General features: G+C 53.8%; 15 protein-coding genes and 1 pseudogene. 10 read left to right on the plus strand and 6 right to left on the minus strand.

The genetic code is table 11. The features are described from left to right. Window positions 1-27: 27 nt before the first annotated feature. Window positions 28-756, minus strand: a complete 729-nt coding sequence (gene rpsB, locus HMPREF2865_RS01770) for a 30S ribosomal protein S2 (RefSeq protein ID WP_002230071.1) — start codon at window positions 754-756, stop codon at window positions 28-30. 177 nt (window positions 757-933) lie between these two features. Beyond that, on the minus strand, window positions 934-1,176 hold the full coding sequence (locus HMPREF2865_RS01775) for a hypothetical protein (protein WP_004520263.1): 243 nt from the start codon (window positions 1,174-1,176) through the stop codon (window positions 934-936). A gap of 78 nt (window positions 1,177-1,254) precedes the next feature. Here HMPREF2865_RS01775 and HMPREF2865_RS01780 point away from each other — a divergent pair, with 78 nt between their 5' ends. Beyond that, the gene (locus HMPREF2865_RS01780) at window positions 1,255-1,845 is read left to right on the plus strand and encodes a 5-formyltetrahydrofolate cyclo-ligase (protein ID WP_070645242.1); all 591 of its coding nucleotides are present in this window, start codon (window positions 1,255-1,257) and stop codon (window positions 1,843-1,845) included. Between the two features lie 84 nt (window positions 1,846-1,929). After that, window positions 1,930-2,517 carry a GNAT family N-acetyltransferase gene (locus tag HMPREF2865_RS01785; protein ID WP_070645244.1) on the plus strand — a complete coding sequence of 196 codons (588 nt, stop codon included), beginning with the start codon at window positions 1,930-1,932 and terminating at the stop codon, window positions 2,515-2,517. A gap of 157 nt (window positions 2,518-2,674) precedes the next feature. On the opposite strand, the gene mnmG is transcribed toward HMPREF2865_RS01785, so the two are convergent. Both mnmG and amgK read right to left on the minus strand, forming a co-directional pair. Beyond that, window positions 2,675-4,570 (minus strand): tRNA uridine-5-carboxymethylaminomethyl(34) synthesis enzyme MnmG, encoded by a 1,896-nt coding sequence (gene mnmG / locus HMPREF2865_RS01790; protein WP_070645247.1) that lies wholly within the window; start codon window positions 4,568-4,570, stop codon window positions 2,675-2,677. 84 nt (window positions 4,571-4,654) lie between these two features. Further along, window positions 4,655-5,659: an N-acetylmuramate/N-acetylglucosamine kinase AmgK gene (gene amgK, locus HMPREF2865_RS01795; protein ID WP_070645249.1), complete on the minus strand. Its 1,005-nt coding sequence runs from the start codon at window positions 5,657-5,659 to the stop codon at window positions 4,655-4,657. A gap of 69 nt (window positions 5,660-5,728) precedes the next feature. On the opposite strand from amgK, the gene HMPREF2865_RS01800 reads away from it, so the two are divergent. From HMPREF2865_RS01800 to HMPREF2865_RS01810, 3 genes are all read left to right on the plus strand, one after another. Beyond that, on the plus strand, window positions 5,729-8,128 hold the full coding sequence (locus tag HMPREF2865_RS01800) for an LPS-assembly protein LptD (RefSeq protein WP_349267458.1): 2,400 nt from the start codon (window positions 5,729-5,731) through the stop codon (window positions 8,126-8,128). Then, window positions 8,125-9,114 carry a peptidylprolyl isomerase gene (locus tag HMPREF2865_RS01805; RefSeq protein WP_070645253.1) on the plus strand — a complete coding sequence of 330 codons (990 nt, stop codon included), beginning with the start codon at window positions 8,125-8,127 and terminating at the stop codon, window positions 9,112-9,114. The genes HMPREF2865_RS01800 and HMPREF2865_RS01805 overlap by 4 nt, the downstream gene beginning before the upstream one ends. A gap of 106 nt (window positions 9,115-9,220) precedes the next feature. Beyond that, the gene (locus tag HMPREF2865_RS01810; RefSeq protein WP_070645255.1) at window positions 9,221-10,030 is read left to right on the plus strand and encodes an alpha/beta hydrolase; all 810 of its coding nucleotides are present in this window, start codon (window positions 9,221-9,223) and stop codon (window positions 10,028-10,030) included. A 257-nt stretch (window positions 10,031-10,287) separates the two neighbouring features. Here the strand turns inward: HMPREF2865_RS01810 and HMPREF2865_RS01815 are convergent, their stop codons facing one another. Continuing rightward, on the minus strand, window positions 10,288-10,908 hold the full coding sequence (locus HMPREF2865_RS01815; RefSeq protein WP_070461237.1) for a DUF1269 domain-containing protein: 621 nt from the start codon (window positions 10,906-10,908) through the stop codon (window positions 10,288-10,290). Window positions 10,909-11,129: 221 nt separating this feature from the next. Next, window positions 11,130-12,017: a 16S rRNA (cytidine(1402)-2'-O)-methyltransferase gene (gene rsmI, locus HMPREF2865_RS01820; RefSeq protein WP_070624695.1), complete on the minus strand. Its 888-nt coding sequence runs from the start codon at window positions 12,015-12,017 to the stop codon at window positions 11,130-11,132. Window positions 12,018-12,082: 65 nt separating this feature from the next. Here rsmI and HMPREF2865_RS01825 point away from each other — a divergent pair, with 65 nt between their 5' ends. The 5 genes and pseudogenes from HMPREF2865_RS01825 to map form a co-directional block, all read left to right on the plus strand. Then, the gene (locus HMPREF2865_RS01825; RefSeq protein ID WP_070645256.1) at window positions 12,083-12,430 is read left to right on the plus strand and encodes a YraN family protein; all 348 of its coding nucleotides are present in this window, start codon (window positions 12,083-12,085) and stop codon (window positions 12,428-12,430) included. Window positions 12,431-12,434: 4 nt separating this feature from the next. Next, the gene (locus tag HMPREF2865_RS01830; RefSeq protein ID WP_003749391.1) at window positions 12,435-13,028 is read left to right on the plus strand and encodes a phosphoheptose isomerase; all 594 of its coding nucleotides are present in this window, start codon (window positions 12,435-12,437) and stop codon (window positions 13,026-13,028) included. A 73-nt stretch (window positions 13,029-13,101) separates the two neighbouring features. Beyond that, the gene (locus HMPREF2865_RS01835; protein WP_070461240.1) at window positions 13,102-13,713 is read left to right on the plus strand and encodes a BON domain-containing protein; all 612 of its coding nucleotides are present in this window, start codon (window positions 13,102-13,104) and stop codon (window positions 13,711-13,713) included. Window positions 13,714-13,780: 67 nt separating this feature from the next. Then, window positions 13,781-14,386: a hypothetical protein gene (locus HMPREF2865_RS01840; protein WP_070645258.1), complete on the plus strand. Its 606-nt coding sequence runs from the start codon at window positions 13,781-13,783 to the stop codon at window positions 14,384-14,386. A gap of 39 nt (window positions 14,387-14,425) precedes the next feature. Next, window positions 14,426-15,229 (plus strand): annotated as a pseudogene (gene map / locus HMPREF2865_RS01845) (type I methionyl aminopeptidase); the annotation flags it as partial. Window positions 15,230-15,607 lie beyond the last annotated feature (378 nt).

Genomic DNA, 15,607 nt, shown 5'->3' on the forward strand with positions numbered 1-15,607 from the left:
CATAACGCCCCTCTTCTGTGTACCGAATTACTCGGCAGCAGCTTCTTGGGCAGCAGCTACAGTTTCTTGCAGCGCTTGGTTTTTGCCTTCCAAAACTGCGTCAGCGATGCCGCGGCAGTACAGGCGGATAGCTTTAGCGGAGTCATCGTTACCAGGGATAACGTATTTCACGCCGTCAGGGCTATTGTTGGTATCGACTACGGCGATAACAGGGATGCCCAATTTTTCAGCTTCAACCAGAGTACCTTTTTGGTAGCCGGTATCGATAACGAAAATCGCGTCAGGCAGGCCTTTCATGTTTTTGATACCGCCCAAAGAACGTTCCAGTTTTTCAACGTCGCGTTGCATTTCCAGAATTTCTTTTTTGTTGAAACCGCCTTCAGCAGCGTTTTCCAGGGCAGCAGTTTTTTCTTCCAGGCGTTTGATGGATTGCTTAACGGTTTTGTAGTTAGTCAGCATACCACCCAACCAGCGGTAATCAACGAAAGGCATACCGGCACGGGTAGCTTCTTCGCGGATGATGTCGCGGGCTTGGCGTTTGGTACCTACGAACAATACTGTACCTTTGTTGGCAACCAGACGACGTACGGCTTCTTGCGCCTCTTGGAACATCGGCAGGGTTTTTTCCAAGTTTACGATATGGATTTTGTTGCGCGCACCGAAAATGTATTGAGCCATTTTCGGGTTCCAGAAACGGGTTTGGTGACCGAAGTGAACACCGGCTTCAATCATCTGACGCATAGTAATTTGAGACATGTTATTTCCTTGAAAGGGTTAAAGAGCACACATTCAATCGCATAGAACTTGATAGGCGGCGCCTATTGTCAAGCACCCTTCGGCGAAAGTGGGCATAAGTTTTAAAAAATAAAAGAGTGTTTCCGAAATGGAAAACTGACGGATTATAGCGGATAAGGGGCCGTCTGAAAAGGGATTTTATACCTTTCCGTCCTGTTTTTCATCCGTCTGTACCGCCTTTTGGCGGGCCGCTTCAAACTCCGCCTGCTCCTGCCGTTTCATCAGGCGGTTGCGGCGGCGGATGGTCACGACAAAGACCGTAAACACAGTGGGCAACACTGCCCAAAAAACCAAATAAATCAACGCGCGCGCAATACTCGGCTGCGCGGCGGAAAACATCACGGCAACAAAAAGATAGCCGATGGCGACAATGTGCCACATTGTGTGCGTCCTGTTTGAATGTTAACAAAATCGTTATAATCGCAACATTCTACCGCAATCCCGAAAGGCCGTCTGAAAATGAGGAATCCCGAAAAATCGGCACTACGCAAACAGTTCCGCCGCGTACGCGCCCAAATGAGCTCCGACGAGCGCAACGCCGCCACCGAAACCATCAACCGCCTGCTCAAGCCCTACATCAAAAAAGGACGGAAAATCGGCGTGTATTGGCCGATGGGCAAGGAATTGCGATTGGACGGCTTTGTCCGTGCCGCACAAAAACGCGGCGCAAAACTCTACCTGCCCTATATCGAACCGAACACGCGGCGGATGTGGTTCACCCCCTACCCTGCCGACGGCGCCAAACAAGAACGCAAACGCGGCCGCGCCAAATTGCACGTCCCCCAATTCACCGGCAAAAAAATCCGCGTCCACCAACTCAACCTATTGCTGGTCCCCATCGTCGGCATCGACAAACGCGGCTACCGCCTCGGACAAGCCGGCGGCTATTACGACGCCACCCTCTCCGCCACGAAATACCGCCTGCAAACCCAAACCCTGGGCGTAGGCTTCGGCTGCCAACTGACCGACACCCTGCCGACCGAACCACATGATATTCCCCTAAACGGCTTTGTATCGGAGTCGGGCGTGCTGGTGTTCAAACATCATTGACCAATAGTTTTCAGACGACCCCCGTTTAAGACACTATAAAAGGTCGTCTGAAAACTCAAACCATCAAATACAAAGGAAACCCCCATGACTGATTTCTCATCCACTCCCATTTTATCCTTCGACCGCGTCCGTCTCGAACCTTTAACAACGGCACACGAAGCCGGTTTGCGCGAAGCAGTTTGCGACGGCGAAGTTTGGAAGCTGAACGTAACCACCGCGCCCGAACCCCACCTAGTAGCTGACTATATCCGCACCGCCATACAAACCCGCCTCGCCTTTGCCGTCATCGACGAAGACACGGGAAAAATTATCGGCTCGACTTCGCTTTACCACATCGACCCCACCATCCCACGCCTCTACATCGGTTTCACATGGTATGCCCTGTCGGCACGGCGCACGCGTATCAATACCGCCTGCAAAATCATGTTGCTCGACTACGTTTTCGACACTTTAAACTGCCGTTGCGCCTGCTGGCAGACCGACAACCTCAACACCGCCTCCCAACGCGCCATCGAACGCTTGGGCGCACACAAAGACGGCATCTTGCGCTGCCATAAGCTGCGGAAAGACGGCAGCGTGCGCGATACGGTTGAATACAGCCTGCTGCGTGAGGAATGGCCGCAGGCAAGGATACAACTGCTCGAAAAAGCGGCAGCTTATGACGCGTCCTGAAAAAACGTTTTCTTCTTCATTTTTTCATCAGAACACGCCCATCTTGCTGACAATCCGAACTCTTTAAAAAATTAATGAAATAAGGTGCAACACCGTCAATCCCCTGATAAATAAAGGCCGTCTGAAACTTTCAGACGGCCTTTATTCAAATTAAACCTTACTTGGCATCTTTAAACCCGCGTTTTAAATGCACCATCAACAATGCGACGGCGGCAGGTGTTACGCCAGAAATGCGGCTGGCTTGGCCGACGGTTTCGGGTTTGTGCTGGTTGAGCTTTTGCTGCACTTCGGCAGATAAACCTTTGACTTTGCTGTAATCGATGTCATCGGGCAGCTTTAAGGTTTCGATGTCGCGGCGGCTGTCGATTTCTTCGTTTTGGCGGTCGATATAGCCTTGGTATTTGACTTGGATTTCGACTTGTTCGACCACGCTGTCGGCAAGTGCGGTTTCAGGTTGTGCGTCGGGCAGGGTCATCAGCGCGGCGTAGTCGAGGTTCGGGCGGCGCAGGAGGTCGTGCAGGTTGGCTTCGCGGCTGAGTTTTTGGCCGAATACGCGCAGCTGCTCCTCTTCGGCGAGTTTTTGCGGCGTGTACCACGTTGTTTTCAAACGTTGGATTTCGCGTTCGATGGCTTCGCGTTTTTCGTTGAACATGCGCCATTGTTCTTCACCCACCAAGCCGATTTTGTAGCCGTCTTCGGTCAGGCGCATATCGGCGTTGTCTTCTCTGAGTTGCAGGCGGTATTCGGCGCGGCTGGTGAACATGCGGTAAGGCTCGTTCACGCCTTTGGTGATGAGGTCGTCCACCAATACGCCGAGATAGGCTTGTTCGCGGCGCAGCAGGAGCGGGTCTTGTCCGCGGACGTATTGCACAGCGTTCGCGCCTGCGAGCAGGCCTTGTGCGGCGGCTTCTTCGTAGCCCGTTGTGCCGTTGATTTGTCCGGCGAAGAAGAGGCCTTGGATGGTTTTGGTTTCGAGGCTGGCTTTGAGGTTGCGCGGGTCGAAGTAGTCGTATTCGATGGCGTAGCCGGGGCGCAGGATATGGGCGTTTTCGAGGCCTTTCATGCTGCGCACGAGGGCGATTTGGATGTCGAACGGCAGGCTGGTGGAGATACCGTTTGGATAGTATTCGTGCGTGGTCAGGCCTTCGGGTTCGAGGAAAATCTGGTGGCTGTCTTTGTCGGCGAAGCGGTTGATTTTGTCTTCGATAGACGGACAATAACGCGGGCCCACGCCTTCGATTTTGCCGGTAAACATCGGGCTGCGGTCGAAGCCTGAGCGGATGATGTTGTGGGTTTGCGTGTTGGTATGTGTAATCCAGCAGGACACTTGGCGCGGGTGCATATCGGCGTTGCCGCGTACGGACATTACAGGAACGGGTGTGTCGCCGGGCTGTTCGGTGAGCTGGGAAAAATCAATCGTGCGCCCGTCGATACGCGGCGGCGTGCCGGTTTTCAGACGGCCTTGAGGCAGGTTCAATTCGCGCAAACGGCCGCCCAAGGATTTGGCGGCAGGATCGCCGGCGCGGCCGCCTTCGTAGTTTTCCAAACCGATATGGATTTTGCCGGACAAAAACGTGCCGGCGGTCAACACGACGGCGCGTGCTTTAAACTCCACGCCCATCGCGGTAACCACGCCGCTGATGCGTTCGCCATCAAGCGTTACGTCTTCAACGGCTTGTTGGAAAAGGTCGAGGTTTTCTTGGTTTTCCAGCATTTCGCGGATGGCGGCTTTATATAGGATACGGTCGGCCTGCGCGCGCGTGGCTCGCACTGCCGCGCCTTTGCTGGCGTTCAAGCGGCGGAACTGGATACCGGATTTGTCGGTGGCCAACGCCATCGCGCCGCCCAATGCGTCGAGTTCGCGCACAAGATGGCCTTTGCCGATACCGCCGATGGAGGGGTTGCACGACATTTGGCCGAGGGTTTCGATGTTGTGTGAAAGCAGCAGGGTTTGCGCACCCATGCGTGCGGCGGCAAGCGCGGCTTCGGTACCGGCATGGCCGCCGCCGACGACAATTACGTCGTAGGTTTTGGGGTAAATCATGTAAGTCATTTTTATGTGTTCTGTAAAGGTTTCAGACGGCCTTTTGTTGATCAGGCCGTCTGAAAAGTGGAATCAAATCTTAGAAAACCAAGCTTAGAAGGTATAGCCTGTTTCCAATTCGTCATCGCCGACCAATTCGACCAGCAACGCATACAGCGGCGCCAAATCGTTGTAACGGCGGGATACGCGGCGCAAATAGTTCAAGAAGCGCGGGATTTCAGGACGGTATTTGTCTTTGCCGTCGCGGTAGTACAGGCGGGCAAAAATGCCGGCTACTTTCAAATGGCGTTGTACGCCCATCCATTCAAACCAGCGGTAGAACTCGTCAAACTCGGCAGGCACGGGCAGCTGGGCAGCGCGTGCTTTTTCCCAGTAGCGGATGGCCAAGTCCAATACAAATTCTTCTTCCCATTCGATAAACGCATCGCGCAGCAGCGACACCAAATCATAGGAAATCGGGCCGTAAAGCGCGTCTTGGAAGTCCAACACGCCCGGGCGGCCTTTTGCCAGCATCAGGTTGCGGACGATAAAGTCGCGGTGGACATACACTTTGGGCTGCGCCAACAGGGGCGGCAGCAGCGTATCGACGGTTTGCTGCCACAACTGGCGTTGCTTGAAGGTCAGCTCGCGGCCCAATTCTTTGGCCACAAACCATTCGGGGAACAAATTAATCTCGCGCAACATGACTTCGCGGTCGTATTCCGGCAGTTTGTCGGGTTGGCTGGCTTTTTGCAGCTCGATCAGTTCGTCGATGGCTTCGAGCAGCAGGGCTTTGTGGGCGGTTTCACTGTGTTCCTGATTCATGGCAGTCAGGAATGTGGTGTTGCCCAAATCGTTCAACACCATAAAACCCAACGCTTCATCCACATGAAGCACTTGCGGCACATTGACCATATTAAACAGTTTTTGTACTTTCAAATACGGCGCAACACTCATCTTCTCAGGAGGCGCGTCCATACAGATGACAGTCTGGCCGTCTGAAAACGTCGCGCGGAAATAACGGCGGAAGTCGGCATCGGCTGCCGCAAAGCTCAATTCGAACGGCTGGTTCGGATAAACAGACTCCAGCCAGTTTTGTAATTCGGTTTGTCGTTGCATAGCGGTATCGCAGAATTTCAGGTTACAATAACCGCTATTCTAACTGGCAAACCGATTTAAGGGGCGATTTTGGCTCGTTTATTTTCACTCAAACCCTTGGTACTCGCCTTAATTATGGGCTTTGGCGCAACAGCCGTGCGCGCGGAAGATGCTTCTGTTCCGCAGGCGGAAGACTATACCCCTGCCCACACCGCTGCATCCAATCCGGCAAAAACCAGCCAAAGCGAAGCCGATCCGCTTTCCTTGGGCAGCACTTGCCTGTTTTGCGACCACGAAGATGCCAAGCCGGCCGAAACCGCCGAAATCAAACGCAGCGGCGAGCCTGCCCTGCCTGCCGATTACACCCGCGTCAACGCCGATAAAATAGAAGGTCAGACCCAAGTCGGCGTCCGTGCCGAAGGCGACGTCATTGTCGAGCGCAATGCCGATGTTCTCAACGCCGATTGGGCGCAATACGACCAAGCCACCGACACCGTTACCGCCGGCGACCGCTTTACCCTGTATCAAAACGGTTCGACCGTATCCGGCGACCAATTGGTTTACAACCTCAAAGACCAAACCGGTTCCGGCACCGCCGTGCGCCTCAATACCGAACAAGGCGGCCGCCACCTTCAAAGTGTCAGTGAAAAAGCCGAACTCAAAGGCAAAGGCCTCTACAAACTCATCAATACCAAATTCAACACCTGTTCGCCCGGCGATGCCAGCTGGTATATCCAAGCGCAAAGCATTGAAGCCGATGAGTCGACAGGTATCGGCGTGGCCAAACACGCTTCGCTGGTATTCGGCGGCGTCCCCGTCCTCTACACGCCTTGGGCGGACTTTCCCATCAACGGCAACCGCAAAAGCGGCCTGCTCGTTCCGACCATTGCCACGGGTTCAGACGGCCTTGAGCTGAGCCTGCCCTACTACTTCAACCTTGCCCCAAATTTGGATGCCACCATCCGCCCGGGCATCATCAGCAAACGCGGCGTGCAACTGGGCGGCCAAGTCCGTTATCTGCAACCGAATTACAGCGGCGAAGTCGATGGCGACTGGATGCCCAACGACCAAAAAAGCGTCCACAACAACCGCTACCAGTTCAAATGGAAACACCAGCAGCAGCTGAACAGCAAAATCAGCGGCGGCATCAACTACAACCAAGTTTCTGACGACGATTACTACCGCGACTTCTACGGCCGCGAAGACATCGCACGCAACGTCAACCTTGACCGTCAGGCATGGCTCAATTACAGCGATAAACTGCTAGGCGGCAGCTTCGATGGCTCGTTGCGCGTACAAAAATATCAAACGCTGGCCAACCAAGACGGTTATAAAGACGAGCCTTATGCCATCATGCCCCGTCTGACCGGCCGTTGGCAAAGCCATCTCGGCAAAGCGCAACTCAACGTGTTCGGCCAATTCACCCGTTTTGACCACGACACCAAGCAAGACGGCAGCCGCGTGGTACTCTACCCGAGCGTCAAATGGGATTTCCACAACCAATGGGGCTACATCCGACCTAAAGTCGGCGTACACGCCACTTATTACAGCCTCAACAGCTTCAACGGCCAAAGCAGCCGCAATGTCAGCCGCGTCCTGCCGATCATCAACGTCGACAGCGGCCTGACTTTCGAGCGCAGGGCCCGGCTCTTCGGCGGAGAATACCTGCAAACGCTTGAACCACGCCTGTTTTACAACTACATTCCGACCAAGTCCCAAAACGACCTGCCCAATTTCGACAGCTCCGAAAACAGCTTTACCTATTCGCAGCTGTTCCGCGAAAACCTGTATTCGGGCAACGACCGCATCAATTCGGCCAACAGCCTGACACTGGCCACACAAAGCCGCATCCTCAACCCCAATACCGGTGCGGAACTCTTCCGTGCAGGTATCGGCCAGAAGTTCTACTTCAAAAACGACAACGTCCTGCCTGACGGCAGCGTCAGCCGTTATCCGCGCAGCCAGTCCGACTGGGTAGCCTTTGCACACGGCAACATTACCCCGAGCATCCGCATCGACTTGGACATCCACTACAACCAAAACCAAAGCCGTGCCGAAAGCTACGCCGCAGGGATTGCCTATAACCCCGAACCCGGCAAAGTCTTAAGCGCGCGCTACAAATACGGACGCAACGAGCGCATCTATCTGCAAGCCAACGGCGACTATTTCTACGACAAACTCAGCCAAGTCGACCTTGCCGCCCAATGGCCGTTGAGCAAAAACCTGTACGCCGTCGCCCGTTATAACTACGAAATCGAAGCCAAAAAACCGCTGGAAATGCTCATCGGTGCAGAATACAAAAGCAACTGCGGCTGCTGGAGCGCAAGCTTGGTCGGCCAACGCTATGTTACCGGCGAAAACAGCCACAAAAACGCCGTATTCTTCAACCTCCAACTCAAAGACTTGAGCAATATCGGCAACAACCCATTCGAAAAACTCCGCTTAGCCATCCCCGGTTACAGCAAAACCAACGAGGTAGTCAAACAATGAACTTCAAACCCCTGATTCTCGTCGCCGCACTCACTCTCGCAGTAGGCGCACACGCCGCCCCTAAAACCAAAGCAAGCAAAGCGCGCGTAGCCAAAGCAGCTGCCGTCAGCGCCACCACCATGCCTGCCGTACAAAGCGGCGTACATCTTTCAGACGGCATTGCCGCGGTTGTCGACAACGAAGTCATTACCCACCGTCAAGTAGAACAAGCCGTGGCACAAGCGCGTCAAACCATGCCTAAAGGCACACAAATGGACGCCAACGAGCTACGCCAACAGGTTTTGGCACAAATGATCAACCAATCCCTGATCCTCCAAGCAGGCAAACGCCGCAACATCCAAGCGGCCGATAGCGAAATCGAAGCCGTTATCGCGCACAACCCCAACATCAAAAACCCGTCTGCCGCCGTCCGTCAAGACATCGCCGACAGCATTATTGTTGAAAAAGTGCGCCAACAGGCCATCATGCAAAACAGCCGCGTGAGCGACTCCGAAGTGGCACGCTACATCGAGCAGGCCAAACAACAAGGCGTCACCCTGCCTGAAGCAGACCCTGTGCGCCAATACCATGCCCAACACATCCTCATTAAAGCCGACAACGACAATGCCGCCGTCGGCGCAGAAAGCACCATCCGCAAAATCTACTCACAAGCCCGCAGCGGCGCAGATTTCGGCGGTTTGGCACGCCAATACTCGCAAGACAGCAGCGCTGGCAACGGCGGCGATTTGGGCTGGTTTGCCGACGGCATGATGGTTGCCCCATTTGAAGAAGCCGTCCACAAACTCAAACCCGGCCAAATCAGCGCCCCTGTCCGCACCCAATTCGGCTGGCACATCATCAAGCTGAACGACGTCCGCGAAGCAGGTACGCCTGAAGAGCGCCAACAAAACGCCGTCCGCCAATATCTGTCCCAACAAAAAGCGCAACAGGCGACCACCAACCTCCTACGCGAACTGCACAGCAGCTCCTACGTTGACGTACGCTAATCGCGCGTATTGTTAAAAAGGCAGAAATCCGTACAATAAGGCCGTCTGAAAACCATTATTCAGACGGCCTTTTCCCTTAAGCAACCATTGATTAAAGCACCCCATCATGTCCATCCGTCCTAACTGGCAAGCCGCCACCCTGCTGCAAGCCGAAGAAACCGCCCTTACTTCCGCACACACCGGCCGCACCTACCGCATTCAAGCCGCGGCACTCGGCGAGCGTCCAGCAGGCGGCTATCCCGTGCTGTATATTCTTGACGGTGATGCCTTTTTCCCCGCCATCCTTAATATGGCGCAATCCCTGCTCATCAACCCCATCACCAAAAGCCATGCCGCCTGTCTGATTGTCGGCATCGGCTACACCGGCGGCACCATCCGCGACTTAAGCCAACGCGCCCTCGACTACACGCCGCCGCTGCCAGATAACGCGCCCGAATCCGAACGCAAACAATACGGCCAAGCCGACCGCTTCAGCCGCTTTATCGATGACGAACTCTCCGTCCTGCTCGACAGCAAATACCGCATCGATACCCAAAACCAAGCCGTCTTCGGCCATTCGTTCGGCGCCTTGTACGGCCTCTATTCCCTGTTCACCCGCTCCGAACGCTTCCGCCATTATTTGCTGGTGTCGCCGTCTATCTGGTGGCAAGACCGCCGCGTACTCGATTGGCTGCCCGACACTTTGCCGCAAAGAATCGGCATCCGCCTTGGCGCGGGCGAACATGAAGGCAGAAATAACCGCCCCGACCAAACCAGCCGCGGCATGGTTGCACAAGCCAAAATTCTTGCCGGCACTTTGCACCACCTCGGCGCGGATGTCCGCTTTACCCTCTACCCCAACGCCAATCACGGCAACGCCCCGTTTTACGCCCTGACCGACTGTATCGAATATTTGCGCAGCGCATGGCAGCGTTAAAACAGGTTTGTCAAACATTGAGGCCGTCTGAAACGCAAACTTAGAAGCGTATTGAACCTATTGGATCGATCTAAAATCCAATTATAAAAAGGCCGAGACCTTTGCAATAACATAGGTTGAGACCTTTGCAAAGGTCTCGGGGCATGAAAAAGGGAGAGGCTACCTGAAAAATAGATTTTCAGGTAGCCTCAAACCGGTTTGGCATGCATCCGAAACGGAAAATTTGAGCGGTTACATACCTTGGGTTGGTGGCAGTGTTATTTCAACTTGGCTGCCAATTTGTCGAATTTTTGTTTGATGTCGGCCTTGAAGGCTTCCACTTTCTCTTTGCGCTCGGCTTTGCGCTGTTTTTTCCAAGCTTCGTGTGCCTGACGTGCCACTTCTTCCTGCGCTTCTATTGCTGCCAATACGTCCTGTTGGGCAACGGCTACATCTTGTCGGAGAATAACGGTTTTGAAACGGTGGAAGAAAGCATCCAATACAGCTTCGTTGGATTCTTGCGCCAAAATAATGATCGCAGTACTGCCGTTATCCAGTTTTTTGGCTGTATTTTCTAGCAACGCCCCCTCTCCCAATGTTTGGGCAGTGCCTACATCACTGCCGATGAGTGCGCCAGTAGCTCCACCCAACAGAACACCGATAGGACCGCCGAGGATGCCGACCAGCGAACCAATGAGGCCGCCCGTCCATGTGCCTTCGACCGTATTGGCGGTAAAGTCGGTGCTTTCTGCTGGGATAATCAGACCATTTTCCTTTTTAACCAAAACGGCTTGTGCCACCAAAGCATCTGTTGTCTGCGAGTAAGCTTTCAATTCAGAAAAGGCTTGATAAGCTTCGCTGGAGATGTTGAATAAGGCAACGATGATGTTTTGTTTCATAAGTCCACTCCCGTAGATTGAAAGATTTAAGAACATACTAGTTGTATGCAGTGTCATTGTAAATTACAAGGGGGGGGGGGGAGCAATGCGGCAAACAGAACTTTACCTATATAAAGCCTGTAGAACCGGCAAACGGATAACGAACAATACCCAGCCTTTTGCCTGTAGGAAATCGTCGCATTGTTCACACCACAAGTTGAGAAAAATAAGCCTGCAAGACCTCAAGCGTCGTCTGAAATCCGTTTCCACTCCAACGCTAAATCGTACAAGGTTTTTTTGCTTTCGCCGGTAATCTTGGCGGCAAGCTCGGCGGCTTGTTTGGTCGGCAACTCGGCCGCAAGGATTTTCATCGTGTTTTGCGCCGCTTCAGGCAAATCGCTGTGTTTCTCTTTCACGGCAGGATGCAACACCAGCACCATCTCGCCACGCGTTTGGTTGCCGTCGTTTTTAAGGGCGGCTTGGATTTCGGCAACCGTGCCGCTGAGGAAGGTTTCAAACGTTTTGGTGATTTCGCGCGCCAATGTCAAACGGCGCTCGGGGAACTGCGCGGCCATATCCGCAAGGCTTGCTTCGATACGGTGCGGCGTTTCAAACATCACAATCGGGAAATCGGCTTCCGCCCATTTGGCCAGCAGCTTTTGGCGTTCGCCGGCCTTAGGCGGCAGGAAACCGTTGAAGTAAAAATCGGATTCCGTCACCCCGGCCACGCTCAACGCCCCCATCACCGCGCTTGCGCCGACCACAGGCACCACTTTAAATCCGGCTTCGCGCACGCGGGCGGCAAGTTTCGCACCGGGATCGCAAACCGCAGGCGTACCCGCATCCGAAACTTGGGCGACGCTCAGGCCGTCTGAAAGATGGGCGATGATTTTATCGGCCATTTGCTGCTCGTTGTGTTCGCGCACGCTCACGAGTTTGCCCTGAATGCCGTACGCACTTAAAAGCTGGGCGGTAACACGGGTGTCCTCGGCGCAGATAATGTCGGCCTTTTGCAGAACGGCCAGCGCACGCAGCGTTATGTCGGCTAAATTGCCGATGGGTGTGGCGACAACGTATAATGTCTGTTTTTCGATGCTGTCGACGGCTTTTTGCAGGTGTTTTGTGTACATAGATTCAAGGCCGTCTGAAACGGCGTCTCTTTAAAAACAATGATTATATAACGGGTAAACTTTTCATGCGCTTAAACCACAAACAGGGGGCGGCGGCCGAAGATGCGGCGCTGGCATTCCTGCTGGGCAAAGACTGCTCGCTGCTGGCGCGGAACTGGCATTGCGCCTACGGCGAAATCGATTTAATCGTCAAAAACGGCGGTACGATTGTGTTTGTTGAAGTAAAATACCGCAAAAACCGAGGTTTCGGTGGTGCCGCATACAGCATCTCGCCGTCCAAATTATTGAAATTGCAACGAAGTGTAGAGTATTATCTGCAAAAGCACGGGTTAAACCATGCGCCCTGCCGCCTGGATGCGGTACTGATCGAGGGCGACGGCCCGCCCGAATGGATTCAAAATATTACAGGTTAACCTCATGACAACATTACAAGAACGCGTTTCCGCACATTTTGCCGAGAGTATCCGCGCCAAGCAGGAAGCTGAAAAAGTACTGGTTGAGCCGACCGCACAGGCTGCCGAGCTGATGCTGCAATGCCTGATGAACGACGGCAAAATCCTGGCCTGCGGCAACGGCGGTTCGGCTGCCGACGCGCAACACTTCGCCGCAGAAATGACCGGCCGTTTTGAAAAAGAACGCATGGAATTGGCCGCTGTCGCGCTGACGACGGACACTTCCGCCCTGACCGCCATCGGCAACGACTACGGTTTCGACCATGTGTTCAGCAAACAAGTGCGCGCGCTCGGACGTGCCGGCGACGTATTGGTCGGCATCTCCACCTCCGGCAATTCCGCCAACGTCATCGAAGCCATCAAAGCGGCACACGAACGCGACATGCACGTCATTGCCATGACCGGCCGCGACGGCGGAAAAATCGCCGCCATGCTCAAAGATACCGACGTTTTACTCAACGTCCCTTATCCGCGTACTGCCCGCATTCAGGAAAACCATATCCTGCTGATTCACGCCATGTGCGACTGCATCGACTCCGTCCTGCTTGAAGGCATGTAACCCTTTCTTTTCAGACGGCCTATCCCTTAAAGGCCGTCTGAACACCCAACCGTCCATACCCAAGGAAAAGGATATGAAGAATATCAAACGCTACGCCCTCCCCGTTCTGACCGCGACCCTCTTAAGCCTGAGTCTGAGCGGCTGCGTCGGCGCACTGATCGGCGGTGCAGCCGTCGGCACCAAATCCGCCGTCGACCGCCGCACCACAGGCGCGCAAACCGACGACAACGTTATGGCACTGCGCGTCGAAACCACCGCACGCTCCTACCTGCGCCAAAACAACCAAGTCCAAGGCTACAAGCCCAAACTGAACGTTGTCGGCTACAACCGCCACCTGCTCCTGCTCGGCCAAGTGGCTACCGAAGGTGAAAAACAATTTGTTGAACGCATCGCCCGTTCCGAACAAGCCGCAGAAGGCGTGTACAACTACATTACTGTCGCCTCACAAGCGCGTTCGTTCGGTGATGTGACCAACGATACTTGGGGTACATCCAAAGTCCGCGCCACCCTGTTGGGCCTCAGCCCGGCCACCCAGGCACGCGTCAAAATCGTGACTTACGGCAACGTGACCTATGTGATGGGCATCCTCACGCCGGACGAACAAGCCCGCGTGACCCAAAAAGTCAGCACGACCGTCGGCGTACAAAAAGTCGTGACCCTCTATCAAAACTACGTTGCCAACTGATTCACAGGCAACCCGGGGCCGTCTGAATATTCAGACGGCCATTCCTCCAACGATTACCCGCCACATCATGTCCAAGAATAATAAAACCCCTTTCCAACTTAAGCCCAAACACCTAATCCGCGCTTTATTCCTTGTCAGCTTTATCGCCGTCGCAGCCCTTGTTGCCGGCGTATTCAGCACCCTAAACTCCGGTAAAACCGACGTACCCGAAAAAAGTCCTGCCGAACAAACCGACACACGCATTGAAGTTTGGCGCCCCAACGGCACTGTCGAACCTGAAACCGTCCAACCTGCCAAAGACGGCGACGCAAAAACCGCCTCCGGCAATCCTGTCGTCCCACAAGACGAAAAAGGCGAAAAAGCGGAAGAAGGTATAAAAAACGACCGCTCCACTGTACACCGCAGCAAACGCACTGAAAACAAACGCGCTGAAGCCGACAAATCAGAAAACACACAATCCGACAACAGCAGCCCTGCCGCTCAAAACACACCTCAAGCAGACAGCCAGCCGGTAGCAAACAAAGCCGCAGACAGCAAACCTGCCGCACAAGCGGTAGAAAACAAACCGGCAAAAGCCAAAGTCCCCGAGTCCAAACCGACTCCGAAAGCCGAGCCTGAGGCCAAACCACAAGCCAAACCGCGCAATAAAGACAATCTCGACAACCTGTTTTAAACAGACGGCACACCCGTCCCGTTCAGACGGCCTCTATGCCGTCTGAAACAAGAAGGAAACCTCATGGACAAAGTCATCATCAAAACCCCCGAAGAAATCGAAAAAATGCGCGAACTCGGCCGCTTGGTCGCCGAAGCCCTCGATTACATCGGCCAATTCGTCAAACCCGGCGTAACCACCAACGAAATCGACAAACTCGTTTACGACTACCACGTCAACGTTCAAGGTGGTTATCCAGCCCCCCTCAACTACGGCAACCCGCCTTACCCGAAATCCTGCTGCACCTCCGTCAACCACGTTATCTGCCACGGTATTCCCGACGACAAGCCGCTGAAAGAAGGCGACATCGTCAACATCGACCTGACCATTAAAAAAGACGGCTTCCACGGCGATTCCAGCCGTATGTTTACCGTCGGCAAAGTCTCCCCGATTGCCCAACGCTTGATCGACGTGACCCACGCCTCCATGATGGCGGGCATCGAAGCGGTCAAACCCGGCGCCACCCTCGGCGACGTCGGCTATGCCTGCCAACAGGTTGCCGAGAATGCCGGCTACTCCGTCGTACAGGAATTCTGCGGACACGGCATCGGCCGCGGCTTCCACGAAGCGCCGCAAGTAGTCCATTACGGCCGCAAAGGCGAGGGCCTCGTCCTGAAACCGGGCATGATTTTCACCATCGAGCCGATGATCAACCAAGGCAAACGTCATCTGCGCATCCTGAACGACGGTTGGACAGTGGTCACCAAAGACCGCTCACTCTCCGCCCAGTGGGAACACGAAGTTTTGGTTACCGAAACCGGCTACGAAATCCTCACCATCAGCCCTGCCAGCGGTAAGCCTTAACCTTGAAAAAACCTTCAGGCCGTCTGAAAATACAGATTCAGACGGCCTGAAATTTATTCGCATTCTCAACTTAGGAAACCGAATAAAAACTCGAAATTAAGTTTTTATCCAAATTGAATTGTTTAATTATGTAAAAATTTGCTTACGCCATATTTAAGATAAACGCATAATTTGATGATTTATATAATGAAAATTTACCGAAATAATGAATTAAGAAATATTTACACAAATTATGGCAGACAGCGGAAAACTTCTTTCGAATATACTGTCTAATTATCTAGATCAGTCATTTGCAATACGCCCACATATCACCCCAAAAGCCTACAGGAAAGGGATGCCGGCATTCTTGCAGACCCATTTTTATGCCTAGAGGCATGC

This window comes from Neisseria sp. HMSC073G10, assembly GCF_001812605.1.
Taxonomy (GTDB): Bacteria; Pseudomonadota; Gammaproteobacteria; order Burkholderiales; family Neisseriaceae; genus Neisseria; species Neisseria subflava_A.